Source organism: Leeia aquatica, from assembly GCF_012641365.1.
Lineage (GTDB): Bacteria > Pseudomonadota > Gammaproteobacteria > Burkholderiales > Leeiaceae > Leeia > Leeia aquatica.
Genome location: NZ_JABAIM010000004.1, coordinates 189,292 through 213,690, shown reverse-complemented (window position 1 = coordinate 213,690; position 24,399 = coordinate 189,292). Strand labels below are relative to the sequence as shown.

27 protein-coding genes and 1 tRNA gene are annotated in these 24,399 nt (G+C 62.2%); 10 read left to right on the top strand and 18 right to left on the bottom strand.

The genetic code is table 11. From position 1 onward, the window contains the following. Nucleotides 1-10: 10 nt before the first annotated feature. Genes waaC through HF682_RS15865 form a run of 4 tightly spaced genes read left to right on the top strand, consistent with a single transcriptional unit; the run spans nucleotide 11 to nucleotide 5,353 of the window. Nucleotides 11-1,057, top strand: a complete 1,047-nt coding sequence (gene waaC / locus HF682_RS15880; protein WP_168878312.1) for a lipopolysaccharide heptosyltransferase I — start codon at nucleotides 11-13, stop codon at nucleotides 1,055-1,057. Next, on the top strand, nucleotides 1,054-2,322 hold the full coding sequence (gene waaA / locus HF682_RS15875) for a lipid IV(A) 3-deoxy-D-manno-octulosonic acid transferase (RefSeq protein ID WP_168878311.1): 1,269 nt from the start codon (nucleotides 1,054-1,056) through the stop codon (nucleotides 2,320-2,322). The genes waaC and waaA overlap by 4 nt, the downstream gene beginning before the upstream one ends. Beyond that, on the top strand, nucleotides 2,319-4,454 hold the full coding sequence (gene recQ, locus HF682_RS15870) for a DNA helicase RecQ (RefSeq protein ID WP_168878310.1): 2,136 nt from the start codon (nucleotides 2,319-2,321) through the stop codon (nucleotides 4,452-4,454). Before waaA ends, recQ begins: the two co-directional genes overlap by 4 nt. Next, the gene (locus HF682_RS15865) at nucleotides 4,454-5,353 is read left to right on the top strand and encodes a LysR family transcriptional regulator (protein WP_168878309.1); all 900 of its coding nucleotides are present in this window, start codon (nucleotides 4,454-4,456) and stop codon (nucleotides 5,351-5,353) included. The genes recQ and HF682_RS15865 overlap by 1 nt, the downstream gene beginning before the upstream one ends. A 7-nt stretch (nucleotides 5,354-5,360) precedes the next feature. Here HF682_RS15865 and HF682_RS15860 read toward each other — a convergent pair whose 3' ends face one another. The 3 genes from HF682_RS15860 to HF682_RS15850 are packed head-to-tail and all read right to left on the bottom strand — an operon-like array spanning nucleotide 5,361 to nucleotide 7,473. After that, nucleotides 5,361-6,098 (bottom strand): hypothetical protein, encoded by a 738-nt coding sequence (locus HF682_RS15860; RefSeq protein WP_168878308.1) that lies wholly within the window; start codon nucleotides 6,096-6,098, stop codon nucleotides 5,361-5,363. 54 nt (nucleotides 6,099-6,152) lie between these two features. Beyond that, nucleotides 6,153-6,431: a YkgJ family cysteine cluster protein gene (locus HF682_RS15855; protein ID WP_240947311.1), complete on the bottom strand. Its 279-nt coding sequence runs from the start codon at nucleotides 6,429-6,431 to the stop codon at nucleotides 6,153-6,155. After that, the gene (locus HF682_RS15850; protein WP_168878306.1) at nucleotides 6,418-7,473 is read right to left on the bottom strand and encodes a GGDEF domain-containing protein; all 1,056 of its coding nucleotides are present in this window, start codon (nucleotides 7,471-7,473) and stop codon (nucleotides 6,418-6,420) included. Before HF682_RS15850 ends, HF682_RS15855 begins: the two co-directional genes overlap by 14 nt. A 125-nt stretch (nucleotides 7,474-7,598) precedes the next feature. Here HF682_RS15850 and HF682_RS15845 point away from each other — a divergent pair, with 125 nt between their 5' ends. From HF682_RS15845 to HF682_RS15835, 3 genes are all read left to right on the top strand, one after another. Further along, the gene (locus HF682_RS15845) at nucleotides 7,599-8,252 is read left to right on the top strand and encodes a protein-L-isoaspartate O-methyltransferase family protein (protein ID WP_168878305.1); all 654 of its coding nucleotides are present in this window, start codon (nucleotides 7,599-7,601) and stop codon (nucleotides 8,250-8,252) included. Nucleotides 8,253-8,315: 63 nt separating this feature from the next. After that, on the top strand, nucleotides 8,316-8,636 hold the full coding sequence (locus tag HF682_RS15840; RefSeq protein WP_168878304.1) for a rhodanese-like domain-containing protein: 321 nt from the start codon (nucleotides 8,316-8,318) through the stop codon (nucleotides 8,634-8,636). Nucleotides 8,637-8,639: 3 nt separating this feature from the next. Continuing rightward, nucleotides 8,640-9,383 carry an NRDE family protein gene (locus HF682_RS15835; protein WP_168878303.1) on the top strand — a complete coding sequence of 248 codons (744 nt, stop codon included), beginning with the start codon at nucleotides 8,640-8,642 and terminating at the stop codon, nucleotides 9,381-9,383. On the opposite strand, the gene pdxR is transcribed toward HF682_RS15835, so the two are convergent. Continuing rightward, nucleotides 9,358-10,884, bottom strand: coding sequence for a MocR-like pyridoxine biosynthesis transcription factor PdxR (gene pdxR / locus HF682_RS15830; RefSeq protein ID WP_205882127.1), 1,527 nt, complete (start codon nucleotides 10,882-10,884; stop codon nucleotides 9,358-9,360). The genes HF682_RS15835 and pdxR overlap by 26 nt on opposite strands. A 174-nt stretch (nucleotides 10,885-11,058) precedes the next feature. On the opposite strand from pdxR, the gene HF682_RS15825 reads away from it, so the two are divergent. Beyond that, a complete protein-coding gene (locus tag HF682_RS15825) occupies nucleotides 11,059-11,232 on the top strand; it encodes a hypothetical protein (protein WP_168878302.1) in 174 nt (57 codons plus the stop codon). Between the two features lie 87 nt (nucleotides 11,233-11,319). Then, nucleotides 11,320-11,778, top strand: a complete 459-nt coding sequence (locus HF682_RS15820; RefSeq protein WP_168878301.1) for a copper chaperone PCu(A)C — start codon at nucleotides 11,320-11,322, stop codon at nucleotides 11,776-11,778. A gap of 143 nt (nucleotides 11,779-11,921) precedes the next feature. Here the strand turns inward: HF682_RS15820 and HF682_RS15815 are convergent. The 7 genes from HF682_RS15815 to HF682_RS15785 all read right to left on the bottom strand — a co-directional run bounded on the left by HF682_RS15815 (nucleotide 11,922) and on the right by HF682_RS15785 (nucleotide 16,804). Next, nucleotides 11,922-11,998, bottom strand: a tRNA-Met gene (locus HF682_RS15815). 45 nt (nucleotides 11,999-12,043) lie between these two features. Beyond that, a complete protein-coding gene (locus HF682_RS15810) occupies nucleotides 12,044-12,520 on the bottom strand; it encodes a GNAT family N-acetyltransferase (protein ID WP_168878300.1) in 477 nt (158 codons plus the stop codon). Then, on the bottom strand, nucleotides 12,520-13,704 hold the full coding sequence (gene metC / locus HF682_RS15805; RefSeq protein WP_168878299.1) for a cystathionine beta-lyase: 1,185 nt from the start codon (nucleotides 13,702-13,704) through the stop codon (nucleotides 12,520-12,522). Before metC ends, HF682_RS15810 begins: the two co-directional genes overlap by 1 nt. A gap of 107 nt (nucleotides 13,705-13,811) precedes the next feature. Beyond that, nucleotides 13,812-14,636 carry an undecaprenyl-diphosphate phosphatase gene (locus HF682_RS15800; protein WP_168878298.1) on the bottom strand — a complete coding sequence of 275 codons (825 nt, stop codon included), beginning with the start codon at nucleotides 14,634-14,636 and terminating at the stop codon, nucleotides 13,812-13,814. A 96-nt stretch (nucleotides 14,637-14,732) separates the two neighbouring features. Beyond that, nucleotides 14,733-15,743 carry an aspartate carbamoyltransferase gene (gene pyrB / locus HF682_RS15795; RefSeq protein WP_168878297.1) on the bottom strand — a complete coding sequence of 337 codons (1,011 nt, stop codon included), beginning with the start codon at nucleotides 15,741-15,743 and terminating at the stop codon, nucleotides 14,733-14,735. Then, nucleotides 15,727-16,233: a Holliday junction resolvase RuvX gene (gene ruvX / locus HF682_RS15790; RefSeq protein WP_168878296.1), complete on the bottom strand. Its 507-nt coding sequence runs from the start codon at nucleotides 16,231-16,233 to the stop codon at nucleotides 15,727-15,729. The genes pyrB and ruvX overlap by 17 nt, the downstream gene beginning before the upstream one ends. Before the next feature lie 10 nt (nucleotides 16,234-16,243). Further along, nucleotides 16,244-16,804 (bottom strand): YqgE/AlgH family protein, encoded by a 561-nt coding sequence (locus HF682_RS15785; RefSeq protein ID WP_168878295.1) that lies wholly within the window; start codon nucleotides 16,802-16,804, stop codon nucleotides 16,244-16,246. A 63-nt stretch (nucleotides 16,805-16,867) separates the two neighbouring features. Here HF682_RS15785 and HF682_RS15780 point away from each other — a divergent pair, with 63 nt between their 5' ends. Further along, nucleotides 16,868-18,274, top strand: coding sequence for a cryptochrome/photolyase family protein (locus HF682_RS15780; protein WP_168878294.1), 1,407 nt, complete (start codon nucleotides 16,868-16,870; stop codon nucleotides 18,272-18,274). 5 nt (nucleotides 18,275-18,279) lie between these two features. Here HF682_RS15780 and HF682_RS15775 read toward each other — a convergent pair whose 3' ends face one another. From HF682_RS15775 to HF682_RS15745, 7 genes are all read right to left on the bottom strand, one after another. Further along, nucleotides 18,280-19,233 (bottom strand): cell envelope integrity TolA family protein, encoded by a 954-nt coding sequence (locus tag HF682_RS15775; RefSeq protein ID WP_168878293.1) that lies wholly within the window; start codon nucleotides 19,231-19,233, stop codon nucleotides 18,280-18,282. A gap of 47 nt (nucleotides 19,234-19,280) precedes the next feature. Beyond that, on the bottom strand, nucleotides 19,281-21,155 hold the full coding sequence (locus HF682_RS15770) for an RNB domain-containing ribonuclease (protein ID WP_168878292.1): 1,875 nt from the start codon (nucleotides 21,153-21,155) through the stop codon (nucleotides 19,281-19,283). Between the two features lie 75 nt (nucleotides 21,156-21,230). Further along, nucleotides 21,231-22,136 carry an AraC family transcriptional regulator gene (locus HF682_RS15765; protein WP_168878291.1) on the bottom strand — a complete coding sequence of 302 codons (906 nt, stop codon included), beginning with the start codon at nucleotides 22,134-22,136 and terminating at the stop codon, nucleotides 21,231-21,233. A gap of 168 nt (nucleotides 22,137-22,304) precedes the next feature. Then, nucleotides 22,305-23,189 (bottom strand): AraC family transcriptional regulator, encoded by an 885-nt coding sequence (locus HF682_RS15760; protein ID WP_168878290.1) that lies wholly within the window; start codon nucleotides 23,187-23,189, stop codon nucleotides 22,305-22,307. Between the two features lie 301 nt (nucleotides 23,190-23,490). Further along, entirely contained in the window at nucleotides 23,491-23,709 is a 219-nt protein-coding gene (locus HF682_RS15755) for a hypothetical protein (protein WP_168878289.1), read from the bottom strand. Between the two features lie 43 nt (nucleotides 23,710-23,752). Beyond that, the gene (locus HF682_RS15750) at nucleotides 23,753-23,947 is read right to left on the bottom strand and encodes a hypothetical protein (RefSeq protein ID WP_168878288.1); all 195 of its coding nucleotides are present in this window, start codon (nucleotides 23,945-23,947) and stop codon (nucleotides 23,753-23,755) included. Nucleotides 23,948-24,160: 213 nt separating this feature from the next. Next, on the bottom strand, nucleotides 24,161-24,385 hold the full coding sequence (locus HF682_RS15745) for a hypothetical protein (RefSeq protein ID WP_168878287.1): 225 nt from the start codon (nucleotides 24,383-24,385) through the stop codon (nucleotides 24,161-24,163). Between the last annotated feature and the right edge of the window lie 14 nt (nucleotides 24,386-24,399).

Below are 24,399 nucleotides of genomic sequence, written 5' to 3'. Positions count from 1 at the left end.
AACCGGGACAATGATCGCCGCAGTATATCAGGTCTGCCGAGGGACGATCGGCACGCCGCCCGACGGCCTTTCCGGTACAATGCCGCGCATGCCGAACATCCTGCTGGTCCGCATGTCGTCGATGGGCGACCTGATCCATACCCTGCCCGTGGTCAGCGACCTGCGCGCCCATTTTCCTGACGCCCGTATCGACTGGGTGGCCGAAGAGCAATACGTCGAACTGCCCGCGCTGCACCCCGGCGTCAGTCACATCCTGCCCATCGCTATCCGGCGCTGGCGCAAGCGGCTGTGGTCACGCGCCGTCTGGCAGGAGATCCGCGCCTTCCTCGACCAGCTGCAGCAAGTACGCTACGACGCCATCATTGATCCGCAAGGCCTGCTGAAAAGCGCCTGGGTGTGTGGTCGGGCCCGCGGCCCCTCCTGCGCGTTTGACCGCAGCAATATTCGTGACCGTTTTGCGCTGCCGTTTTACGACCGCACCTTTGCCATTCCGACCGGCGATCATGTGATCACCAAGAACCGCAAGCTGGCCGGCCTGGCGCTGGGTTACACCCCGGAGGCCGCCATCCATTACGGCATTCGCAATGTAGACCATGCCTTGCCCTGGCTGCCTCAAGGCCGCTTTGCCGCCTTGCTGACCAATACCGCGCGCGCCGCCAAGGAGTGGCCGGAGGCGCACTGGATCACACTCGGCCAGCAGCTACACACCGTCGGGATTCGCAGCCTGTTTACCTGGGGCAGCGAACCGGAACGGGTACGCTCAGAACGGCTGGCCGCCGCCATACCGGACGCGCAGGTGGCCCCGCGTCTGACGCTGCTGGACGCGACCGCCATGCTGTCGCATGCCACGCTGGCGGTCGGGGTCGATACCGGCTTCACCCATATCGCCAACGCGGTGGAAACCCCAACCATTGCCCTGTTCTGTGACAGCGACCCCAACCACGCCGGGGTGATGGGCGACCAGTACGTCGCCAACCTGGGCGGGGTACAGGTGCAACCGACTGTGGCACAGGTGTGGCAGCACGCCAGCGCCGCACTGGCCCGCATCACGCCATGATAGCCCGCGCGCTGTACAGCCTGTTCTGGTGGCTACTGTTACCCCTGCTACCGCTGCGCCTGTGGTGGCGGGGACGCAAGGAACCAGGCTATCGCCTGCACTGGGCAGAGCGGCTGGGCTACTACCGTATTCCGGTAGATCGCCAGCGCCCGCTGATCTGGCTGCACGCCGTGTCGCTGGGGGAAACCCGCGCGGCACAGTCGCTGGTAGCCGGATTGCGCCAGCGCTACCCGCAGCACCAGCTGCTGATCACCCATCTGACTGCTACCGGACGCGAATCAGCTCAGGCGCTCTATGGCGACTACGCCTTGATTGCCACCCTGCCCTACGATGGCCCGCTGGGCATACGCCGCTTCCTGCGCCACTTCCGACCTGCATTCGGCCTGATTCTGGAAACTGAGGTGTGGCCGAACCTGTGCGCTGCCAGTCAGGCTGCGGGGGTACCGCTTTACCTGCTCAACGCCCGACTATCCGCCCGCTCCGCACGCGGCTATCAGCGTTTTGCGGCACTCAGCCGGCCCGCCTTTGCCCGCTTCCGTGCCATCGCCGCACAAAGCGAAGCGGATGCCGAACGGCTGCGACAGCTGGGCGGGCAAGCGGTTACGGTCTGCGGCAACCTCAAGTACGACCTGCAACCGCCCCCTGAGGCCGCCACGCTGGCCCAACGCTTCCGTCACGCCATCGGTGAGCGACCGGTGCTGCTGCTGGCCAGCAGTCGTGATGGTGAAGAGGCGCTGTTGCTTGGCGCCTTGCAGCAACAACCCTTGCCTGCCCACACCCTGCTGGTGGTGGTGCCACGCCACCCGCAACGCTTTGACGAAGTCGCCCGCTTGCTGGCGCCTGCTGGTCTCCTGCAGCGGCGCAGCCAGTGGGATGGCGCAGCCCCCCTGCCCGCCGAGGTGCAGATCCTGCTGGGGGACAGCCTGGGTGAACTGTATGCCTGGTATGGCTGTGCTGACCTCGCCATCATGGGGGGCAGCCTACTGCCCTATGGCGGGCATAACCTGATTGAAGCTGCTGCAGTCGGTTGCCCCTTGCTGCTGGGGCCGCACATGTTCAACTTTGCCGAAGCCAGCCAGTTGGCGGTCGATGCCGGTGCCGCGCACCGTGTGACCGATGTGGCGGACGCCCTGCAGCAAGCCATGGCGCTGCTGGCAGCACCCGTGCAGCGACACGCCATGCGTGAGGCGGCGCTGGCCTTTGTCGCCCGCCATCAGGGCGCAACACAGCGCATGCTGGCCATGCTGCCGGATGGGGTGGCATGAACGACGCCTTGCATGTGCTGCAGCATACCTTTGGCTACCCGGCTTTCCGTGGGCCGCAGGCCGACATCATTGCTAGCCTGCTGGCGGGTGACGATGCCCTGGTGCTGATGCCGACCGGTGGCGGCAAATCGCTGTGCTACCAGATCCCGGCCCTGCTGCGCCCCGGTTGTGGCATTGTGGTGTCACCGCTGATTGCACTGATGCAGGATCAGGTGGATACCCTGCGCCAGCTGGGCGTGCGTGCCGCCTGCCTCAACTCCACGCTGGACCCGCGCGATGCCTGGGCGGTGGAGCAGCAGTTGCTGGAAGGCCAGCTCGACCTGCTCTATGTTGCCCCTGAGCGCCTGTTGACCGACCGCTTCCTCAACCTGCTGCAACAAGCCCCGCTCGCGCTGTTCGCCATTGATGAAGCCCACTGCGTATCGCAATGGGGGCACGACTTCCGCCCGGAATACATGGGGCTGTCGATTCTGCATGAGCGCTGGCCGCAGGTGCCGCGCATCGCGCTGACCGCCACCGCAGACCACGCCACCCGACAGGAAATGATAGACCGGCTGGGCTTGCAACAGGCGCGGCAGTTCATTACCAGCTTTGACCGGCCCAACATCCGCTACCGCATTGCCGAGAAAAACCGCCCTCGCGAGCAGGCGCTGGCATTGATCCGCACCTATCCGGACGCCGCCGGCATCATCTATTGCCTGTCGCGCAAGCGGGTGGAGGACACCGCCGCCTGGCTGCGGCAGCAAGGCATCCCGGCGCTGCATTACCACGCGGGCCTCGACAGCCAGATCCGCCAGCAGCACCAGCAGCAGTTCCTGCGGCAGGAAGGCCGGGTGATGGTGGCGACCATCGCGTTCGGCATGGGCATCGACAAGCCGGACGTGCGCTACGTGATCCACCTCGACCTGCCGAAGAGCATCGAGAGCTACTACCAGGAAACCGGCCGCGCCGGGCGCGACGGCGAACCCGCCGAAGCCTTGCTGCTGTATGGCATGCAGGACGTGGTGATGCAGCACGAGATGATTGCGCAGGGTGAAGCCCCACCCGCGCAAAAGCGGCTGGAGCGGCAGAAGCTGGACGCCTTGCTGGGTCTGTGTGAAAGCAGCCGCTGCCGCCGCCAGCACCTGCTGGCCTACTTTGGGGAAGACGCCGCGCCCTGCGGCAATTGCGACAACTGCCTGCAGCCACCGGAAACCTGGGATGCTACCGACGCGGCCCGACGTGCACTCTCTTGTGTGTTCCGCTGTGAGCAGCGCTTCGGCGCCGGGCATGTGATCGACGTGCTGCTGGGCAAGCGCACGCCCAAGGTCGAGCAGTTTGGCCACCACAGCTTGAGCACCTTCGGCATTGGCAGCGAGCTGGGCGAATCCAGCTGGCGGGTGCTGTTCCGGCAACTGCTGGCGGGTGGCTATCTGGAAAGTGATGCCGAACGCTTCGGTGCCTTGCAGCTGACCGAGCTCAGCCGCCCGCTATTGCGTGGTGAAACCACGCTGACCGTGCGGCGCGAACCGGCAGGCAACAAGGCGCAGCGTGGGGTACGTAGCGGAGAGTGGCGTTTCCGCGATAGCGCGGAAGAACTGCTGTGGCAACAACTGCGGCAGTTGCGCCGCAAGCTGGCCGATGAGCAGGGCATACCGCCCTATATGATTTTTGGCGACACCACGCTGCGCCATCTGCTCGACCGTCGCCCGCAGACACTGGACGCGCTGCGCGATACCTTTGGCATTGGCGACAGCAAGCTCAGCCGCTATGGCGACGCGCTGCTGAGCGTACTGCAGGCTCACCATGCCCAGCACGGCCCGCCCACAGTGAGCGAGGTCCCCTATCACGATAGCGCCCGCACCAGCGTGGCCGCCGTGCGGCAGGGGCGTCACGCGCTGGCGGTGGCCAGCGAGCGGCAATTGAGCGCGGACACCATCTACCAGCACCTGTCTGCCGGCATCTTGGCCGGGGATATTGATGTCGGTACCGCCACCGGGCTCGATGCCGACAGCCTCAACCGCATTGAACTGGCCTTGCAGCAGGATGATGTGGCGCTGCGGCTGAAGCCCGCCTTTGATGCGCTGGACGGTGAATTCAGCTATGGCCTGCTGCGCTGTGTGCGCAGCGGTCTGCAGCGTCAGGAGGGATGATGGAAAGTCGTCAGCTGTTGCAGTGGTACTGCAAGGTGGTCGATCTGGGCAGCTTCTCGGCAGCCGCCCGCGCACTGGACCTGATGCCCTCCAGCCTGTCGCGCGCGATACAACAGCTGGAAGCCGAGCTGGGCACGGTACTGATGACCCGCAGCACCCGCCGACTGACGCTGACCGAAGCCGGTCAAGTGTATTACCGTCACGCCCGCAGCATTCTGGAAGCACTGGACGGCGCACGCGATGCGGTCCAGCAATTGCAGGAAGTGCCGTGGGGGCGCTTGCGGCTGACCGCCCCCAGCCAGATCGGCCCCAGTGTACTGACCCCCTTGCTGCCGATGTTCTGTGCCCGCTACCCGCGCATCGAGCTGGAAATGCTGTATACCGACCGCAATGTGGACCTGCTGGAGGAAGGCTATGATCTGGCCTTGCGCATCCAGCACCAGCGGCGCTCAACCAATGCTCGCTATGCCGCCGAGTGGCTCGCCCCGTATCTGCGCCATGTGGTCGCCAGCCCGGACTATCTGGCACGGCATGGCACACCACAACATCCGTCAGAACTGGTGAATCACACCTGTATCAGCCGTACTGGCTCGGAGCAACAACACCTGTGGACCTTTACCGTGGAGGGCAAGGCAGAGGACTTTCTGCTGGGGCGGCACCACGCCACCGACTCGGGCGTCACCATGATGCATCTAGCCGAGCAGGGGGTAGGTATTGCCCGACTGGGGACCTATCTTTGCCAGGAGCTGGTCGACAAGGGACGCTTGCAGGTCATCCTGTCAGAGTATGACCTGCCCGAGCCCTGGCATCTGGTGGCCCGCTATCCGAAACGGCCCCTGGCGGCCAAAACCCGCGCCATGATTGATTTTCTGCATCAGCAATTGCCGCTACGGATGTAGACCTGGCTTACAGGCTATCCATCACCTCGACAATACGCTCGCTGGTGGTCGCCACATCGCGCCACAGCTCGGGGCTGCTGCCCTGCTTCATCGCCCGCTCCAGCGCCTGTTCAAAGAAGGCCCACTGGGTTTCTGCCAGCTGAATACGCGACAGCCGATCCGGCTGCTGTGCCGATTGTTGCCGGAGCTGGCGCAGGTTGGCCGTCACCAGCCGGTGCGCGGTCACAAGATCGCTGGCCACAAACGGTTGATTGGCGCCCAATTGCTGCAGCGCGTACAACTTGGCCAGACGTTGCGACTGGATGCTGATTTGCTGCTGCAATTGCCGCTCGGCTTTACGCCCCTGGCTGACATCCCACTTTTCCCACAGCTGGTTGGCCTGCTGCGCCACGTAAATCCACTCTTCATTGAGCGCGGCCAGCTTGCGGACATCTGCCTGTGCATTGAGCTGCGGTTTGTAATCGGTCCAGAGTTGCGCCAGCAGTTGATACTGCTCACGGATCGCTGCGGTGGGCGCCTGCTGCTGCAGGGTCTGCAGGTTACGGGCAAACTGTTCACTGCTGGTGCGCAGTTGCTCTGCCGGGCGGCTGGCGGTGACATTCAAACGCTGCAGGGCATAGGCTTTGACCAGGCGCTCGGCCAGAAATACCTGCTGTCCCGCCTGCTGGGTGGTGCTGTCGCTGGCCATGGCCCAGCGGGCTGTCAGCGCCAACAGGCACAATAAGCAATACTTCCATTGTTTCATGATGCAAGATCCCGTCGTCTGCGGTGGTAATGCCGCTTGGTCGGACAGGTCTGCTCAATCTGTCGGCGGTGTGGTCACCACTTCCAGATAACCCAGCCAGCGCAGGGCTTGCTCGCGGCTATCGCCGCACATCTCCGGGCTAGGCTGCAGGCCGCTGCACACCGCAGGCCGCTCCGGCTGGCCAAACAGGCGACAGCGCAATTGCTCATCCAGCTGCACGCAATGTACACCGGCCGGTTTGCCATTCGGCATGCCAGGTATGGGCGAGGAAATGGAGGGGGCAATGCAGCAGGCGGCACAGCCGCTGCGGCAGGCAAAGTCAGAACAGCTCAATGTCGCCTCGCGGGGCATCCGGTTGGTTCAGCTTGCCATCTTGCAGCAACTGCAGATAATTGCAGCACTGGTTGCGGCCATGCTGCTTGGCGTAGTACAGCGCCCGGTCTGCCTGACCGATCACATCACTGGCGCTGCTCGGCACCGGAATACGGGTATAGCCAATACTGACGGTGACCTTGCCCACCTGCGGGAAAGGGTGGTGCTCTACCGTCCAGCGCAAGCGTTCAAAGGTCTGCTGGGCGTGTTCCGCCGAGATGTTACCGAGCAGGATGACAAACTCTTCGCCACCAAAGCGGAAAATCTGGTCGTGGTAGCGAAAGTTTTGCCGCATCAATCCCGCCAGCAGGATCAACACCTCGTCCCCATACAGATGACCAAAACGGTCATTGATCACCTTGAAGTGGTCGATATCCACCACCCCCAGCCAGTAGGCATCCGAAACAGCACGTTCCTGCATGGTGGTGGGCCCCATGGTCATGGGGGTGTGGTGGCCCATCAGCATCATGCGGTGAAAGCGGACATCAAAGGTCTTGCGGTTCATCAGCCCGGTCAGGCTGTCATGCTCGGCATAGCGCAACAAGGAGAGGTGGTTGCGCACCAGCCCCAGCATGCGGTCCACCACCTGTAACAGGTCATGCCCTGGCGAACGCAATAACTGCAGCTCAAACACCCCGATGGCCTGTTGATCCTGATGCAGGGCCAGCAACAGCTGGAAGCCACCATCCCCGCGTCGGGTCAGTCGGGTATTGTGCTCGAGGCTCGCCATCAGCCAGTGGTTCTTGTCGCCCAGCAGCGGAGCCTGCACCCGTGAATGCTCCTCCAGCGGGAAGTGGCGCAGATCGCCTTTGTCGATCCGCACCATGGTGTGCACGCGCAGGCCCGTTGGACTCTCCAGCAGCCGGCAATAGGTCAGCTGTTCGGGCTGCAGCTGCTCCTGCAGGACCGCAGACAGGCTGAGCTCCAGCATGTCGAGATCACGAATGCGGGTCAGATGGCTCAGCACCTGCAACAAGGTGATGGTGTACTGGTGTTGCGGCAAAATGGCTTCCTGCTCCGGTACTTGGCTCTTATTGTAGGTGATTCCTTGCGTGTCTGCAGGCTGTGCGGGATGCTGAAATATGGGATAATCTGCAGATTGTCGGATCAACGGTGGGGTACAGCAGCATGGATTGGGCACAAGCACGATTCAACATGGTGGAACAGCAGATTCGCCCGTGGGAGGTGCTGGATGAAACAGTACTGAACCTGCTGTTTGAGGTGAAACGCGAAAACTTCATCCCGGCCAACTGGCGTGATCTGGCGTTTGTGGACATGGAAACGCCCATCAAACAGGGCGTCACCACCCTGCCGCCGAAGATGGAAGCCCGCCTGTTGCAGGAACTACACATCGGCGCCACTGACAAGGTCCTGGAAATCGGCACTGGCTGTGGTTACCTCACCGCACTGCTGGCCCGGCTGGCCCGCCACGTCTACAGTGTGGACATTGACCCGGAGCTGACCGAGCTGGCCCGTGGCAACCTGAGCCGTGCCGACATCCGCAATGTGACGCTGGAAACCGGCGATGCCGCTCAAGGCTGGAACAGCCGTGCACCGTATGATGTCATCGTCGTCACGGCTTCGCTGCCTGTACTGCCGGACAGCCTGCTGAGCCAGCTGAACCCGGGTGGCCGCCTATTTGCCATTGTTGGCGATGCGCCGGTGATGGTGGCCTCGGTGATGTCCAAGGATGGCGCTGGCACAGTGAGCCGCCGCGTGCTGTTTGATACCCAGACCGCACCGCTGCAGAACGCAGCCCAGCCGCAGCGTTTCAGCTTTTGATTCGACAATAACCTGTCACCCTCAACACCCCGCAAGGGGTGTTGTGCTTTGTGGAGCCCTGACATGCACACCTTGACCGCACAACAACTGCAGCACTGGCTGGCAGACCCCAGCCGCCCGCAACCGCAGCTGATCGACGTACGCGAGCCCTGGGAGGTTGCCCTGTGCCAGATTCCCGGCAGCGTAAACCTGCCCATGCATGAGATCAGCAACCGCCTGAACGAAGTCAACGACGGCGAGCTGGTGACCATTTGCCATCACGGCATGCGCAGCTATCAAGTGGCACTGTTTCTGGAAAATGCCGGGCTGGGCCCGGTGCACAACCTGACCGGCGGGGTGGAAGCCTGGGCCACGCAGGTCGACCCCGACATGGCCCGCTACTGAGCCATGTGCCTGATCGGCCTTGCCTGGCAGCAGCACCCGCAGTGGCCGCTGATCCTGCTGGCCAACCGTGATGAGTTTCGTCAGCGGCCTACCGCCGAGGCACAGTGGTGGCCGGAGGGCTGGCTGGGTGGTCGTGACCTGCAAGCCGGGGGCAGCTGGCTGGCGCTGGGGCGTGATGGCCGTCTGGCCGCGCTGACCAATGTGCGGAATGTGGCCGACTATCGTGCTGAAGCCCCCTCACGCGGCGAGCTGGTCACCGCCTGGCTGCAGGGCCAGCTGTCCTCGGCCGATTATCTGGCCCAGCTGCGGCCCCGCGCCCGGCAATACAACGGCTTCAACCTGCTGCTGTTTGACGGCCAGCAGCTGCTGGCTTACCACAGTCCGAGCGATCAGCTGCAAGCCTGGGGTGCAGGCACTTATGCCCTCTCCAATGCCGGACTGGATACGCCTTGGTACAAGACCCTTGGCCTGCAGCAGGGTCTGAGCGCTGTGGCACAGCCCGAGGATGAGGCTGCCCTGCTGTCGCTGCTGACTGACCGCCAGTTTGCCCCCGATGCACAGTTGCCGGATACCGGGCTTGGGCTGGCACGGGAGCGGGCATTGTCTGCTCGCTTTATTGAAGGGGAAGCCTACGGCACCCGCAGCTCTTGCCTGCTATGGTGGTCACCATCGCAGGTTCGCTTTCATGAGTATCAATGGCCCAGCGCTGAAGTCGCCCGCTTCAGCTTTGTTCCGGGTCGGCCGTAAAGACCCGCAATTGCTGGCCCAGGATGCGCCCGGCACGGCGGATGTCGTTTTCGTGCACCCCGGCATAGCCCAGCACCAGGCCGGATTGCTGGGGTGTCGCCAGATGAAAGCTGCCCAGCGGCGGCGTTTGCACCTGCCGCTGCTGTAACTGCTGCATCAGCGGCCGCTCCTTGCTGCCCACGGGCAAGGGGCACACCACGTGCAAGCCACCTTGCCCGCCCAGCAGCGCCGCCTCAGCCTCCAGCCCATCGGCGATACTGTCACGCAGCAACTGCTGCCTTGCCGCATATAACTGGCGCATCCGGCGGATGTGGGAGGCCAGATGGCCCTCAGCTATAAACTCCGCCAGCGTGGCTTGCTTGACGTAATCCGGCTCGCGCAACAGCCGGGCCTGCAAGCGGGTCAACGGCTCGACCAGCACCGGCGGCAGTACCAGATACGCCAGCCGCAATCCGGGATAACAGGCCTTGCTCAGCGTGCCCATATAGATGACCCGCTGCGCCCGGTCCAGCCCCTGCAGGGCCGCCAGCGGCGCGCCATCGTAACGGAACTCGCTGTCGTAATCGTCTTCCAGAATCCAGCTCTGCTGCTGGGCGGCGTATTGCAGCAGGCTGCGGCGACGGCTCAGGCTCATCACGCAGCCCAGCGGGTACTGGTGGGAGGGTGTCACATAGATCAGCCGGGGAACCGGATAGTCACCCCGCTCCCAGCACAAGCCCTCGTTATCCACCGGCACCGGGCACAGGGCAAGCTCCGCTGCGGTCAGCGCGGCACTGGCGCCGCCATAGCCGGGCTCCTCCATCCACGCCACATCGCCAGGATCGGCCAAGGCACGTGCCAGCAAATCCAGCGATTGCTGGGTGCCGGAGGTGATCAGGATCTGCTCCGGGCTGCAATTCAGCGCACGGGTCAGGCGCAGATAATCGCTCAGCACCTGCTTCAACCCCTGATGCCCGCCGGCACGGGTGTACCCCAGCCAGTCGCGCGGCATCTGCCGTTGCTGCCGCTGCCAGATCCGCTGCCACAGCAAATGCGGAAATTGCGCCAGCTCGGGCACACCCGGCCAAAAGGCCGGGGTGCGCTCACGCATGAAACCCCGCATCTGCATGCCGCCCAATACCTGCTGCACCCGACGCGATAAATAAGGGCCGCCTGCAGCGTTTTCCACCGGCGTTGTAACCTCACCTTGCGGGCTGGGGTCCGGCAGGGTTTCCGCCACATAGCTGCCTGCGCCGTGCCGGGTCAGCACATAGCCTTCTGCCTGCAATTGCTCAAACGCATACAGCACCGTGTTCCGCGCAATCTGCAAGGCCGTTGCCAGTTGGCGCGAGGAGGGTAGCCGTTGTCCACCCTGCAGCCGCCCCTGCAGGATCAGCTCGCGCAGCGCGCGATACAGCTGGCGATTTTGCGGCAGCGAAGCCTGCACCAGCAGCGGCTGCAACCACTCTGCCAGCGCCTCGAGCGGCACGGTCTGCTGTTTTAAATTGGTTCCAGTAGGCATGACTCTCTGGCTGGTGGAATAGGACTGCTTTCAGTCTACCTTGCCTTGTCATGCTCGTCAGCAGCCATCCATTATTTGTGCTTCATACGCAAAGATAATTTGCATGCAAGATTATTTATTGCGATATCTAATCCGAATAAGATGCTGCCATCCCTTTCACATCAGGAGCGCCACATGCATACGTGCCAACATCCCACGACAGCCAGCGGGCTGTGGCAAACCCTGTGGCAGGCGCTACGGGCCACAAGACAGCAACTGGAAGACGTGCAAGCGTTACGCGAAGAATGGCATCAGCCCCAAACGGACAGACCGGAGCGCAGCCATCACTGGCGGCAACCACCGCTGTGACTGCACTGCGACAGTCTGCCACGCTTGGCGCCTGCTGATCTGTGGGACAATCCGGCTTTAACCTGGACATATCACGAGGATACCCGGATGAAGCTGCACATGCGTACCCTGCTGGCTGGCGGCCTGTTGCTAGCCAGCACCTTGCTCCACGCCCATCAGTTTGCAGCGGGCAAGCTGCTGATTGTTCACCCCTGGGCCAAGCCCACCGTGCCGGGCAGCATGGCGGGCGCCATTTACTTTGACATCCGCAACAGTGGTGAAGCCGATACCCTGGTGGCGGTCAGCAGCCCCGCGCTGGCTGAGCAGGTCGAGATGCATAACCATATTAACGACAACGGTGTGATGCGCATGCGTCAGGTGCCCAACGTACCGATCACCGCCAATGAGCAGGTCCACTTCAAGCCGCATGGCTTGCACGTGATGCTGATGGGGCTGAAACAACCGCTGAAATTGGGCGACAAGCTGCCGCTGACACTGCGTTTCCAGAAAGCGGGCGAGGTCAAGGTGGAAGTGGTGGTGCAGGCGGAAGATGAGCCCGCGCATTGAGGCGGGCATGTGGTGACCTGGTCTCACCGCACCAGAGCAAGACCCCCGACAGATTGGGGGTCTTTTCATTTGAGCCCGGCCAGATGCATCAGGCAAACTGCAAAAACAAAAAACCCCGGCAGAACCGGGGCTTTTTGTCGAATTGGTTGCGGGGACAGGATTCGAACCTGTGACCTTCGGGTTATGAGCCCGACGAGCTGCCAGACTGCTCCACCCCGCGTCAGAGAAAAAAGATTATATCTGAGTTACAGGATATTGCAAGCCTTTACGCCAATTCTTTTTCAGCAGGGGGTACAAAGCGCATCTGCTGGTGCGGAATGCCATCCTCCAGATAGGGCTCACCTTCGACCTGAAACCCCAGCGACTGGTACAAGCCCAACAGGTAGGACTGTGCACTGATCACCACCGGCCAGCCGGGCCAGTACTGCGCAATCGCTTGCAGCGCCTGCTGCAGCAAGGGGCGGGACCAGCCCTGTCCGCGTGCTTCCGGCGCCACCACCACCCGCCCCAGGCTCGGTTCCGGGTAGCTGGCCCCGGGAGGGAGCAACCGCAGGCAGGCCAGCAAGGTGCCGTCCTGCCATAGTGACAGGTGCCGCGTCTCCGGCAGCCCATCCAGCGCGTCCGGGTCCAGATAGATGCATTGCTGCTCAACCACAAACACCCGGCTGCGCAGAATCAACATCTGCAGCAGATCGTGGCTGCTCAGTTCCGCCAGCGTCTGGCAACGCCAGTCCGCCACCATTACAGCGCCGCCCGCAACGCTGCGAAGCCTTGCTGCAGATCGGCCAGCAGGTCCTCAACCGCCTCCAGACCAATGTGCAGGCGCGCCATGCTGCAGTTCCAGCGATGGCCGGTCAGCTCACGACTACGGGCCTGGGTAGATGGCAGGATCAGGCTCTCGTAGCCGCCCCAGCTGTAGCCAATGGCAAACAGACGCGTTTGATCTACCAGCCGGTTGACCGCATCCATCGGCACCGTGTCCTTGAACACCAGCCCCATCAGGCCGCAGGCATAGTCGGGGTGGAAATCGCGCTTCCACAGCGCATGGCCGGGGCTGGCTTCATGCGGTGGGTACAGGACGGTAGCCACTTCCGGTTGCTGCAGCAGCCAGTCCGCCACCTTCCGGGCATTCTCACGGTGCACCGCCAGCCGTGCACTGAGGGTACGCACACCGCGCAAGGCGAGGTAAGCATCATCCGGGCTGACCGCCTGCCCCATCTCGCGGTAGGCCTGGTATACCTTGCCGTAGAGGGCCTCGGTACACAGAATGGCGCCCATCATCACATCGGAGTGGCCCACAATGTATTTGGTGGCGGCATGGATCGACACATCCACACCCAGCTCAAACGGCCGCCAGCCAATCGGCGTCGCCCAGGTGCTGTCGGACACTACCACCGCACCTGCAGCATGCGCCGCAGCGGCAATGGCCGGCACATCCTGCATCTCGAAGGTATGGGTACCCGGCGTCTCCACATAGACCACGCGGGTGGTCGGGCGCAGCAGGCGCGCGATGTCCGCACCGATCAACGGATCATAGTATTCTGTCTCGATCCCCATGCGAGTCAGCAGGGTGTCGCAGAAATGGCGGGCGGGCTGATAGACCGAATCCGGCATCAGCAAATGGTCGCCGGGCGACAGCAAAGCCAGCAAGGTGGTGGTGACGGCACTCAGGCCGGACGAGGTCAGCAGGCAACCCTGCGCGCCTTCCAGCGCACACAGGGCCGCTTCCAGCGAATGGGCCGACTCAGTGCCATGCCGCCCGTAGGCGTGACGCCCCCCGCTGGCCGCGTACAGTGCTGCTGTGGTGGGAAACTGGATGGTGGAGGCCCGCACCACATGCGGGTTTACTGCCCCGGTGACGCTTTTGTCCGGTCGGCCACTATGGGTGATCAGGGTATGCAGGTGGTCGGTATCGTGGGTGGACATAGGGCCTCATTCAGCACAAAGAAAGACAGCCTGAAACTCTAGGGGGCCACCACGCGCAGCGTCAAGGACAGTTCACCTGACAGCGACCATGACAGCCCCGGCGTCACTCAAGCCGCCCAGCGCACCCAACCAAAGTGGTATGTCAGCAGCACCAGCGCACCAAACAGGATGCGGTACCAGGCAAAGACGGTGAAATCATGGCGCACAATGAAGCGCAGCAGGGCTTTCACCGCAATCAGCGCACTGATGAACGCCACCACAAAACCAATGGCAAACAGCAGCATGTCGTCTGCGGTCAGGCCAGCGCGGTGCTTGTACAGGCTGTACAGCGAGGCCACGGTGAGGGTGGGAATGGCCAGGAAGAAAGAAAACTCGGCAGCGGCCTTGCGTGACAACCCCAGGAACAGGCCGCCGACGATGGTGGCGCCGGAGCGGCTGGTACCCGGAATCAGCGCAAAACACTGAATCAGGCCCAGCTTGAAGGCGTCGCCCAAGCTCATGTCGTCCACTTCCTGCACCCGCACGCTATGCTGGCGACGCTCTGCCCACAGAATGATGATGCCACCAACAATAAAGGCCAGCGCCACCGGCACCGGGGTGAACAGCCTGGCTTTCACCGCTTCGCCAAACAGCTTGCCCATCAGTGCAAACGGCAGGAAGGCCACCACCAGCCGCAGGGCAAACTGTTGTGCACTACGCTGGCTGCCCAGGCCACCGACCACCTGGGTGATTTTCTGCCGGTAGGCCCAGCATACGGCGAGAATCGCCCCCAGCTGGATGAAGATTTCAAACACATCCCGCTTTTCCTTGCTGAGGAAACCCAGCAGCTCGCCGGTAATGATCAGGTGGCCGGTTGAGGAGATCGGCAGAAATTCGGTTATACCTTCGACCAGCCCCATGATCAGGGCTTTGAGCATCAGCAGCAGGTCCATACAGATTCCAGAGTGGTGGCAGCCGGGCTGCCGGGTGACATAAACAGGGGGCGATCAACGCCCCATGGGATCAAGCCATGCGGTGAAGGTTCCGCGTCAGCGCCGGCGCAATGCCCAGCGCGGGTCTTGCAGTGAAGCGGTGATCTGGTCCTGCACCCCCATCACCAGCGCAAACAGGGCCATCCGTACCGGGATGCCGTTGTCGGTCTGGCGGAAGATGGCCAGCTGCGGGTGGCTGTTGAGGTCATTGTTCAGCTCACAATGCTCAGAACGGTTGTCGCGCGGCAACGGGTGCATCAGCACGGTACCCGGCTGGCAATGCTGCTCGAACACCGCACGGTTGATGCTGTAGCTGCCACGGAAGCGATCCGCGTCTTCCGGACTGGGGAAACGCTCTTCCTGAATGCGGGTACTGTATACCGCCTGGACACCATGCAGGCCGGTGGCCAGATCACTGGTTTGCAGCACTTGATGGCCGCAGGCTTGCAGGTGCTGCACCAGCGCGGACGGCATTTGCAGCTCATCGGGCGCCACCAGATGGAAGGTGATGCCCTTGAACAGCGACAGCAGCCGTGCCAGGGATTTGACCGCACGACCATACTTGAGGTCGCCCACCAGCGCGATACGGATGCCGTCGAACTGGTGCAGCTCGCGCCCCAGCTCCTTGTGCAGAGTGTAGAGGTCGAGCAGCGCCTGGGTCGGGTGTTCACCCGGACCGTCGCCGCCATTGATCACCGGCACCCCGCTGGCCTCGGCAAACTCCTTGACCGCACCCAGCCGGGGGTGGCGCACCACCATCACGTCCACATAACCGGAAATCACCCGGCTGGTGTCGTAAATGGACTCGCCCTTCGCAAAACTGGAGAACTCGAAGCCAGTGGTATCCAGCACCCGGCCTCCGAGGCGGGAAAACGCCGAACCAAAACTGATGCGGGTACGGGTCGAGGGCTCAAAGAACAGATTGGCCAATACCGCCCCCTCCAGCAGCCGGGTCACTTTTTCGCCACGCGCCACCGGCTCCAGCAGGCGCGCGGTCTGGAAGACGGTATCAATGTCGCCCAGCGTCAGTTGTTCAGTGGAGAGCAGGTGGCTACCCAGAAACTGCATGGTTTGGCTCCTTGTCCGACCCGGAGGGCGGCACGATTGGGGGGTAATGATCAAAGAAGGCTTGCAGGATCTGCTGTGCGGCCAGTTGGTCCAGCCGCCCCTTTTGCCGCCGGGGCCGCGCATGCTGTTCGTGCAGCAGCTGGCTGGCAATGTTGGAGGTATAGGATTCGTCCACCCACGCCACCGGCAGGTTGAAACGGCCGGACAGGCGCTGACCGAACTTGCGCGCCAACGCGGCCACCGGATGGGCTTGCCCGTCCGGGTAGGCCGGTTGCCCGACCACCAGCCACACCGGCTGCCATTCGGCGATCAGCTCGGCAATCCGGGCAAATCGGGTGTCATTGACGGCAGAATCAATCACGGTGAGCGGGGTGGCCAGCGCCAGGCCCAGATCGCCACCGGCGACCCCCAGCCGCTGCTCGCCAAAGTCAAAACCGAGCGCATAACCCTGTTGCGGCAGCGGCCAGTCTGGCCGGGGCAGCAGCACCATGGGTGCCGCCTCAGGCATGACCCGCCTGATCCGACAGGCTGACGCGGTCTACCCCCAGGCAGTGCATGGCGGCCTCGACCCGGGCTTCCGGGTCCAGCTCAAAGATGATGTCCGGTGAGGCGGGCACAGTCAGCCAGGCATTCTGCGCCAGCTCCTGCTCCAGCTGCCCCCCCTCCCAGCCTGCATAGCCCAGACTGATGATAAACTGCTCGGGTCCCTTGCCTTCGGCGATGGCGTGCAGAATGTCCTTGGAGGTGGTCAGCGCCATATTGCCATTCATGGCGATGGTGGAGGTCCACTCCCCCACCGGGCGATGTAGCACAAACCCCCGGTCCATCTGTACCGGGCCGCCGAAATAGCAGGTCTGCGGGCCAATATCCGGGCGATCGAACGCGATGTCGACCTGCTCATACAGGGACTGCACATCCAGTTCAACCGGACGGTTGACGATCAGGCCCAACGCGCCTTGATCGGTGTGCTCGCAGATATAAACCAGGGTGCCAGCGAAATGCGGGTCCTGCATATTCGGCATGGCAATCAGAAAATGGTGGGTCAGATTGACGCTTTGCATCTCAAGATTATCGCACAGGACAACACAACGCGGCAGTGTTGAGCCGATCAACGGGGGACGTCCATGAGCCAGCTGGTATGGTTTCGCCGGGATTTGCGGCTGCATGATCATGCCGCGCTCTACCATGCGCTGGCGCATCCGGGGCCGGTCCATACTGTGTTTGTGTTTGACACCGGTCTGCTGCAGGGCCTGCCGGTGGATGACGCCCGCGTCTCCTTCATCTGGCACAGCCTGCAGCAGCTGGATACCGCGCTGCGTCAGCAAGGGGGTGCCCTGCTGTGCTGCACTGGCGACCCGGTACAAGAGATTCCACGACTGGCCACCCAGCTGGGGGTAAGCAGCGTACACGCAGCCGAAGATTACGAGCCCGCTGCACGGCAGCGTGATGAGGCGGTAGCCCGAGCCCTGCAAGCGGACGGCCGCAGTTTGCATCTGCACAAGGACCAGGTGGTGTTTGCCGGGCGTGAGGTCTTGACGCAGGCCGGTCGCCCCTACACCGTGTTTACCCCGTACTACCGCGCCTGGCGCGCACGCCTGCACGCCGAACCGGTCTCGCCTTGGCCCACGCTGCCACTGACAGGGCGACTGCTACCGCACCCGGCCCCAACCTTGCCGTCACTGGCCAAACTGGGCTTTGTACCGCCGCCTGCCGAGCGGCAGCTACCCGCCGGCGAGGCTGCGGCACAGGCCGTCTGGCAGCGTTTCCAGCCGCAGCTGCCACCATACCAGCAGCAACGCGACTTCCCGGCACTGGAGGGCGTGTCGCGGCTGTCCGTCCACCTGCGTTTTGGCACCGTGTCGATCCGTCAGCTGGTCCACGTTGCCGCCCATCAGGACGATGAAGGCGCCGCTTGCTGGCTGAAAGAGCTGGCCTGGCGTGAGTTCTACCAGCAGTTGCTCTATCACTTCCCGCGCGTAGTGGGTGAGGCGTTCAAGCCGGAATATCGCACCTTGGCCTTCCCCGGCTCCGCGGAACACTTCGCCGCCTGGTGCGAAGGCCGCACTGGTTACCCGCTGGTGGATGCCGCCATGCGGCAGCTGAACCAGACCGGCTATATGCACAACCGACTACGCATGCTGGTGGCGTCGTTTCTGGTGAAAGACCTGCTGATCGACTGGCGGGAGGGCGAGCAGTACTTCGCCAAACAGCTTTTGGACTTTGATCTTGCGGCCAATAATGGCGGCTGGCAATGGGCAGCCAGCACCGGCTGCGATGCCCAGCCCTGGTTCCGCATCTTCAACCCGGTGACCCAGAGTGAGCGGTTTGACCCACAAGGCCACTTCATCCGGCGCTACCTGCCGGAGCTGACCGGGCTGGACGCCGCCAGCATTCATGCCCCCTGGCAGGCCAGCCCGCTCTTGCTGCAAGCCGCCGGGGTCCGACTGGGCCAGGATTACCCGCTGCCGATTGTGGACCATGCCCGGCAACGCGAAGCCGCGCTGGCGTTGTTTGGCCGCGAGCCGGGTTGACTCGCTCAGGGTGGCGTCGGGTTAACCGGTACGGCTAAGGCTTGCTGCAAGCGGCCACCCGGCGTAAAGATCATGGTGGTGATGATCACCACCCGGTTGTCCCGCCCCAGCAGGTTTGCACCCGGCCGTTCAAACGGGGCCGCGCGGCGCAGGATGCGCACCGCTGCGGCATCCAGCCGCTTGTTGCCGGAAGAGCGATCAATATGGATGCCCTCTTCTTCGCCATTATCAGCGGCCAGCTCGCCATTGGGCAGAATGGTCACCGTCAACACCAGCTGGCCTTGCAAGCCTTCAGGATAGTTGAGGTTGGCCACCCGCTCCACCTTGCCCGCCCAGCCCATGTAGTACAAGGCTGAAATGGATTCGCGGGTGCTGGCGGTAATGAATTTGCGCTTGGGCCGGGTCTGGGCCCGACTGGTGGCTTGATTGATCTCACCTACCAGCTGATCCATCGCCCGCTTGCGGGTTTCCTCGTCAGAACCGCTGACGGGCGCCACGGGCTCCGGTAAGGGCTTGTCACGGGTGGTGGGTAGGGTCGGGATCGGTGACTGTTTCAGCTGTTGCAGCATCTGCTGGGTCAGCTGCTCCTGCGCCTCTTGCCGCTGCTGCATCTGTTGCAGGCTGTCGCCCTCAAGGTCTTGCTGCTGGGCGGGTAGCGGGGTCTGGATGCGCGCTTGTTGCTCGGTATTGCCACCGCCATCCAGATTGGCTTGCGCCAGCGCCTTGGCATCCAGCGGCTTCTTGTCGTGCTTGCCGTTGACCAGCAGCACCTCCAGCATGCTGCTGCGGCGAGGCTTGTTCTCATCAAGCCCGACAAACTTAACCGTGATTACCCCGACGTGCAGCACCAGCGACACGCCCAGCGCCAGCCAGAGTGGCGCAAGGTTGGGCCGCCGGCGGGGTGCCAGCTCGACCATCAGCGCGGGGGGCAAACGTCGGCGCGGTTTGGAATCAGACATGGAGGCTCCTGCAGATGCGCCGATTTTAGGCGAGCGGGCCATCCCTGTCACGCATCCGTCATAACGGGCTCAGTCGCTTCGGCATCCACGCTACGCAGGAAGTGGGTGTGGCAGTGAATCGCCCAGTAATCCACCCCCATCACCTTCAGCCGTACCCGGCTACCCGGCGGCAGCTCCGGCATGGCATCCGGCTTCACCACCAGCGGAATGCCAACCAGACGCACGGTACTCCCATCGCGCAACACCGTGGCGTCCAGCTCGCGAATCTGCTCCTGCTCCAGATAGCGCAGGCACCAGTAGTTTTCCATACGGTCCTGCAGCTGCAGATAGGCACTGTACGTGGCGTCAAAGTCCCGCATCGGCACGAACAGATCCTGCCCCTTGGGGTACGGGGCTTTCTCACCGCGCACGGCGGCCACCAGTTGCCGCTGATTGAGCAGGTCCACCGCACGCCGCAGCGGCGAGCTGGACCAGGCATACTGCGCGACACCGAGGCCCACATGCGGCTCCGGCTTGGTGGTCATCCGCACCTTGCCTGCACTTTGCGCCCGGTAGATGGCCGGAATCTGCTGCTCAGCCAGCCACTTGCCCCAGTGGCTGTTGACCAGGATCATCAGCTCGGACACCACTTTGTCGATCGGGGCGCCGCGCTGGCGGGTAGTAATCCGTACCTGCTCACCGTCGATCAGGAAGTTGTAGTCCACCTGCGGGGGCCGGTTGGGGTCCGCCTTGCCGCGTACTACCTCCAGCTGGTTGGCCAGCCGCCACAGGAACAGCAATTCGTCACGGTAGGGATAGGGGGTGTCATCCCCAGCTTGCAAGGCGGTCTGATTGAAGTGCACTTCCAGCGTATCGTGCCGCAGGTTATCGACGATGGGCACCCATTCCAGCACGGTGTCTGCCGGTGTGACCGTCAGGTCTGCCCCCACCTCGATATACAACGACAGCGCCGGGCAGTCTTTGCCCGCCTGCAAGGTGTAGTGCATCACCAGTTCGTCCGGCAGCATGGTGATCTTGTTGCCGGGCATGTAGACGGTGGACAGCCGCGACAGCGCAATCTGGTCCAGCGGCGAGCCTGGCGCAATGCCAAGTGCCGGTGCCGCAATATGGATACCCACCCGCGCCGAGCCATCCGGGCGAAACTGTACCGAGAAGGCGTCGTCGATTTCGGTGGTGCTGGCATCGTCGATGGAAAAGGCCGCCACGCTGGCACGCGGCAGATCGTGATCCAGCGCTGGCAGTTCTATCGGCGGGAAGCCGGTACCCTTGGGGAAGTATTCGAACAGGAAGGCGTTGAAGTGGTAGTCGTGGTGGCTGGGCACCGCACCGGCGTCGATCAGCAACTGCAAGGGGGAGCGGGCGGTTTCGCTCACCGCCTGCTCGATGGCCTTGAACTCCAGCGTGTTCTTGTCCGGGCGGTACAGCAAGGCCGCCAGCTGCGGGCGGAAGCTCTCCGGCAACTGACCGGTTTTCAGCTCCGTCACCATGCGCGCAATCTGCTCACCCTGCAGGCGCTTCTTCTCCTGCCCGGCCAGCGCCGCCTTCAGCGACTCTTCCGGTGCAGCCTTGTAGCGACCTTTGCCCTTGCGGTAGAAGTACATCGGCGCGCCATGCAGCCGCAAGGCCATCGCGGCAGACTCAACGGCGCTGGGCACATGCCCATAGTAATCTGCCGCAAATTCGGTAAAGGCAAACTCTTCCGTTGGGGCCATTTCCCACAGGAAATCCAGCTCCAGCCCCTCGCCCAGTGCTTCTGCCTCGGGCAGCAAACTGGCCAGCGGACTGGTGAAGCGCAGCAGCACATTGGCGGCCTTGATCTTGCTGCGCTTGCCACTGCTGCTCTCCACCTGCAGCGACGCCTCCGCCTCACTCAGCACATGGCCAACCTTGAAGCTGCCCTCTTCTTCATACAACACATTCATGCGCGCACTGCCAGACCGTCATTCGAAGCAGCGATTATAGCCGAGGCGGCGGGTGGCGTCCCCCACCTGCCGGCATTACGCCTGGCCCAGGGTATTAACCCACATGTGGCGCCCTTCAGCATGGTTACGCATGGGGGGGACACCGAAGAATCGGGCGTAATCCCGATGGAACGCCATATCGCATTCGTAGCCCACATGCTTGCTGGCGTGCGCCATATCAAGCGCTTGGCAATAGATCAAGCGACGCGCTTCGCGTAAACGGAGCTGCTTCTGGTATTGCACCGGTGTCAGCCCCGTTACCGCTTTAAAATATTTCGGCATACAGGAGGGGGGCAAGCCCGCCTTGTGTGCGAGGCGCTCCATATTCAGCGGGTGACGAAACCCCTTCAGGATCTGCTGTATCACTTTGTTGACGTGGGACAGCTTGCTGTCTGGGCAGCACACCTGCTGCAACATTTGCCCGGGGCTGGCCATCGCCACCCAGTAGAGGATTTCTTTTTCAATCAGCGGGGCCAGCACGGCCATATCACGGGGGTGATCCAATAGCTGCAACAGGCGAACCAGCGCTTCTTGTAAAGAACGGCAGCTGACATTTCGTGCCATGGCCAACACCAGGGGAGACTTGAGCGTGGTGTGCAGACAAGCACTAGCCAATACCTCGGCCAGGCTACAGGGGTCAATATCCAGTTGCAGACCCAGATAAGGGCGCTCGGGTGAGGCTTCCAGCACATGGCCGACCACCGGTAGCTCTGCCGTAAAAAGCAGATGATGCTGGCTATCCAGGTTGTAATGCTCATCTCCCAGGCACGTCGTCCGTGCGCCTTGGGCGACCAGGCTTACCATTGGCCGACTCATGGCATAGATGGGCCCCAGTGGCCTGGAGCAGCGAATCAGGGAAAGGCGGGGCAACGCCGTGTCGAACACCCCGTCGACGCCGGTATGCCGCTCAATCAATGCAGCCAGTTGTGAGGAACGATCCAAAGCGGCCTCCAAAGCCAAATCATGCCTGAGCATGGGCGATTCGCTTAGCCCTTGCCGGAAAGGGTGCCCTCTGTTAATTCATGTCGTTCACTCAGCACACCCACCCGACGATGCCTTGTCCCAACCTCGGATAACAGCCCACCCTCAGCCCAAGGCCGCTGACGCCACTTAGTTCATTCGCCGGGCATGCTCCACGTCCTTCTTTGGCGACATGCCAAACATCCGTGAATACTCGCGCGAAAACTGCGATGGACTTTGATAGCCCACCATGAAACCCGCCGCCGCCGCGTCCAGTGCCTGCACCAGCATCAATCGGCGCGCCTCTTGCAAGCGCAGTTGCTTCTGATACTGCAGCGGGCTCATCGACGTTACCGTCCGGAAATGGTGATGGAAGGACGACACGCTCATATTGACCTGAGATGCGACCTCCTCAACCCGGATCGGCTTGTCGTAATGCCCCTTGATCCAGCCTATTGCCTTATTGATTTGCGATAGCTTGCTTTCGGCGTGTGCAATCTGGTACAGGCGCCCACCCAGCTCACTCGTCAACAGCCGGTACAGAATTTCCCGTTCCGCCAGCGGTGCCAGCACCTGTTGATCCGAAGCCCGTTCGGTGCCAAGCAGATTGACCAGACGCACCAAGGCATCCAGCAGCTCCGGGTTCGCCGTGGCCACTTCGATGCCGCGTGTCAAGGGCTCACGCAACTCTGCCGCAACATGGGCCGTATCAATCAGCTCGCTCAGGATCACCGGGTCCAGGCTCAGGCTGATCCCCAGATAAGGCGCATCCGGAGAAGCTTCCGTTACGCTGGCCGATACCGGCAAGTCCGCGCTTACGATCAAAAACTGACCGGGGCCGTAGGTATACGTCTGCTCCCCCAGCACCACCTGCTTGGTGCCTTGCGCCACCACACACACCACAGGGTCTTGTGGCGCATGACATGGCGGTGTGGGCTGGCTTGCTCGCAGCAAGCGGACCCGAGGGATCGATACCGACGTGATCCCGTCCTGCTCCACACTCCGCGCCAGCGCACTCGCCAATTCCCTTGCCATGATCCGTTCTCTCGCAGTAGACATGAGGCTGCAAGGTCAAACGACAGGCAACCTCATCAGCATGAGATAAAATTATACACAGCCCCTCACACCGCCCCTCCGCCCAAAACTCTGGCATGCTTGCCTAATTGTCCAAACCTGACTCAGGCTCCGCCCGGCAACCTGCCGGGATGATCCCGTAACAGGCCGGCCACACACTGAATTTGCATCAACCGATGCAGATGCGCATTCAGCGTGGGCCTGACTGACGACAAACACTATATGCACCCTGCACCACGGTCATCCTCTGTGCCTGTACCGTTTATTGAAGGCTTCCCCGAGGCGGGACACCATCGGTACGGTGGCCATCCCCTGTCAGGCCATCTTCAGCCAGTAGCTTGTCGGCCGACTTCGCCATAAACATGCTTTGCCACCGGGTCTGATTCAGGGGGCGGTCGGCACCGTGGTCGCCATCACTGCCGGCAAACACGGTTCCGGCTGACAGTGCGACAAACGCAGCGGCCAGTATCGTCTTCTTCATGATGTCATTCCTTTCAGATCGCAGACCGGAAGACACATCACACTTAGTCGTTACGATCGCGCTCCGGGCTCGGGGTTGCTGTGTTCACAACGGGCTGAGCCGAGGCTTTCGTTACCACCTGGCTTTGTACCTGTTGCTGATTCAGCAGGCGATCGGCACCGTGGTCGTTATCACTGCCTGCAAAAGCAGCACCCGCAAACAGCGTCACCATCGAAGCGGCAAAAATGGTCTTTTTCATGATGTCATTCCTTTATCAAAAATATTTCATTTCATTTCGACTTGTGAAAAAAGCACAAAACGATTTCGTCTTTTCAAACCCTGCAAAGCCTTATGGCTATCGGGTATAGGCTCCTACTCTACAATGCATTCCATATTAGAGTGAAGGCACAATCCTGCTTGTAAATTGCCTATTTATATTTACCTTGGTGACGATAAAAACAAATCTCTAGGCTTATTTACGGCTTTCTTTTTGTGCGCTAGCCTCGTCAAAGTGGCTTTGCTTTGCCACGGGGCGCGCAGCTTGCTCTGCTGGCTTGCCTGTGGACATGTCGGCTTCTTGCATTTGAGCCAGTTGCTGGTTCAGCAAGCGATCGGCACCGTGGTCGTTATCACTGCCTGCAAAAGCAGAACCCGCAAACAAAGTCAGTAAAGCAGTGGCCAGAATCGTCTTTTTCATGATGTCATTCCTTT

Excerpts from the sequence above, each read along its gene's own strand:
- waaC (WP_168878312.1), top strand. The coding sequence starts at position 11 with ATGATCGCCGCAGTATATCAGGTCTGCCGAGGGACGATCGGCACGCCG.
- waaA (WP_168878311.1), top strand. The coding sequence starts at position 1,054 with ATGATAGCCCGCGCGCTGTACAGCCTGTTCTGGTGGCTACTGTTACCC.
- recQ (WP_168878310.1), top strand. The coding sequence starts at position 2,319 with ATGAACGACGCCTTGCATGTGCTGCAGCATACCTTTGGCTACCCGGCT.
- HF682_RS15865 (WP_168878309.1), top strand. The coding sequence starts at position 4,454 with ATGGAAAGTCGTCAGCTGTTGCAGTGGTACTGCAAGGTGGTCGATCTG.
- HF682_RS15860 (WP_168878308.1), bottom strand. The coding sequence starts at position 6,098 with ATGAAACAATGGAAGTATTGCTTATTGTGCCTGTTGGCGCTGACAGCC.
- HF682_RS15845 (WP_168878305.1), top strand. The coding sequence starts at position 7,599 with ATGGATTGGGCACAAGCACGATTCAACATGGTGGAACAGCAGATTCGC.
- HF682_RS15840 (WP_168878304.1), top strand. The coding sequence starts at position 8,316 with ATGCACACCTTGACCGCACAACAACTGCAGCACTGGCTGGCAGACCCC.
- HF682_RS15835 (WP_168878303.1), top strand. The coding sequence starts at position 8,640 with ATGTGCCTGATCGGCCTTGCCTGGCAGCAGCACCCGCAGTGGCCGCTG.
- pdxR (WP_205882127.1), bottom strand. The coding sequence starts at position 10,884 with ATGCCTACTGGAACCAATTTAAAACAGCAGACCGTGCCGCTCGAGGCG.
- HF682_RS15825 (WP_168878302.1), top strand. The coding sequence starts at position 11,059 with ATGCATACGTGCCAACATCCCACGACAGCCAGCGGGCTGTGGCAAACC.
- HF682_RS15820 (WP_168878301.1), top strand. The coding sequence starts at position 11,320 with ATGAAGCTGCACATGCGTACCCTGCTGGCTGGCGGCCTGTTGCTAGCC.
- HF682_RS15810 (WP_168878300.1), bottom strand. The coding sequence starts at position 12,520 with ATGGTGGCGGACTGGCGTTGCCAGACGCTGGCGGAACTGAGCAGCCAC.
- metC (WP_168878299.1), bottom strand. The coding sequence starts at position 13,704 with ATGTCCACCCACGATACCGACCACCTGCATACCCTGATCACCCATAGT.
- HF682_RS15800 (WP_168878298.1), bottom strand. The coding sequence starts at position 14,636 with ATGGACCTGCTGCTGATGCTCAAAGCCCTGATCATGGGGCTGGTCGAA.
- pyrB (WP_168878297.1), bottom strand. The coding sequence starts at position 15,743 with ATGCAGTTTCTGGGTAGCCACCTGCTCTCCACTGAACAACTGACGCTG.
- ruvX (WP_168878296.1), bottom strand. The coding sequence starts at position 16,233 with ATGGTGCTGCTGCCCCGGCCAGACTGGCCGCTGCCGCAACAGGGTTAT.
- HF682_RS15785 (WP_168878295.1), bottom strand. The coding sequence starts at position 16,804 with ATGCAAAGCGTCAATCTGACCCACCATTTTCTGATTGCCATGCCGAAT.
- HF682_RS15780 (WP_168878294.1), top strand. The coding sequence starts at position 16,868 with ATGAGCCAGCTGGTATGGTTTCGCCGGGATTTGCGGCTGCATGATCAT.
- HF682_RS15775 (WP_168878293.1), bottom strand. The coding sequence starts at position 19,233 with ATGTCTGATTCCAAACCGCGCCGACGTTTGCCCCCCGCGCTGATGGTC.
- HF682_RS15770 (WP_168878292.1), bottom strand. The coding sequence starts at position 21,155 with ATGAATGTGTTGTATGAAGAAGAGGGCAGCTTCAAGGTTGGCCATGTG.
- HF682_RS15760 (WP_168878290.1), bottom strand. The coding sequence starts at position 23,189 with ATGGCAAGGGAATTGGCGAGTGCGCTGGCGCGGAGTGTGGAGCAGGAC.
- HF682_RS15755 (WP_168878289.1), bottom strand. The coding sequence starts at position 23,709 with ATGAAGAAGACGATACTGGCCGCTGCGTTTGTCGCACTGTCAGCCGGA.
- HF682_RS15750 (WP_168878288.1), bottom strand. The coding sequence starts at position 23,947 with ATGAAAAAGACCATTTTTGCCGCTTCGATGGTGACGCTGTTTGCGGGT.
- HF682_RS15745 (WP_168878287.1), bottom strand. The coding sequence starts at position 24,385 with ATGAAAAAGACGATTCTGGCCACTGCTTTACTGACTTTGTTTGCGGGT.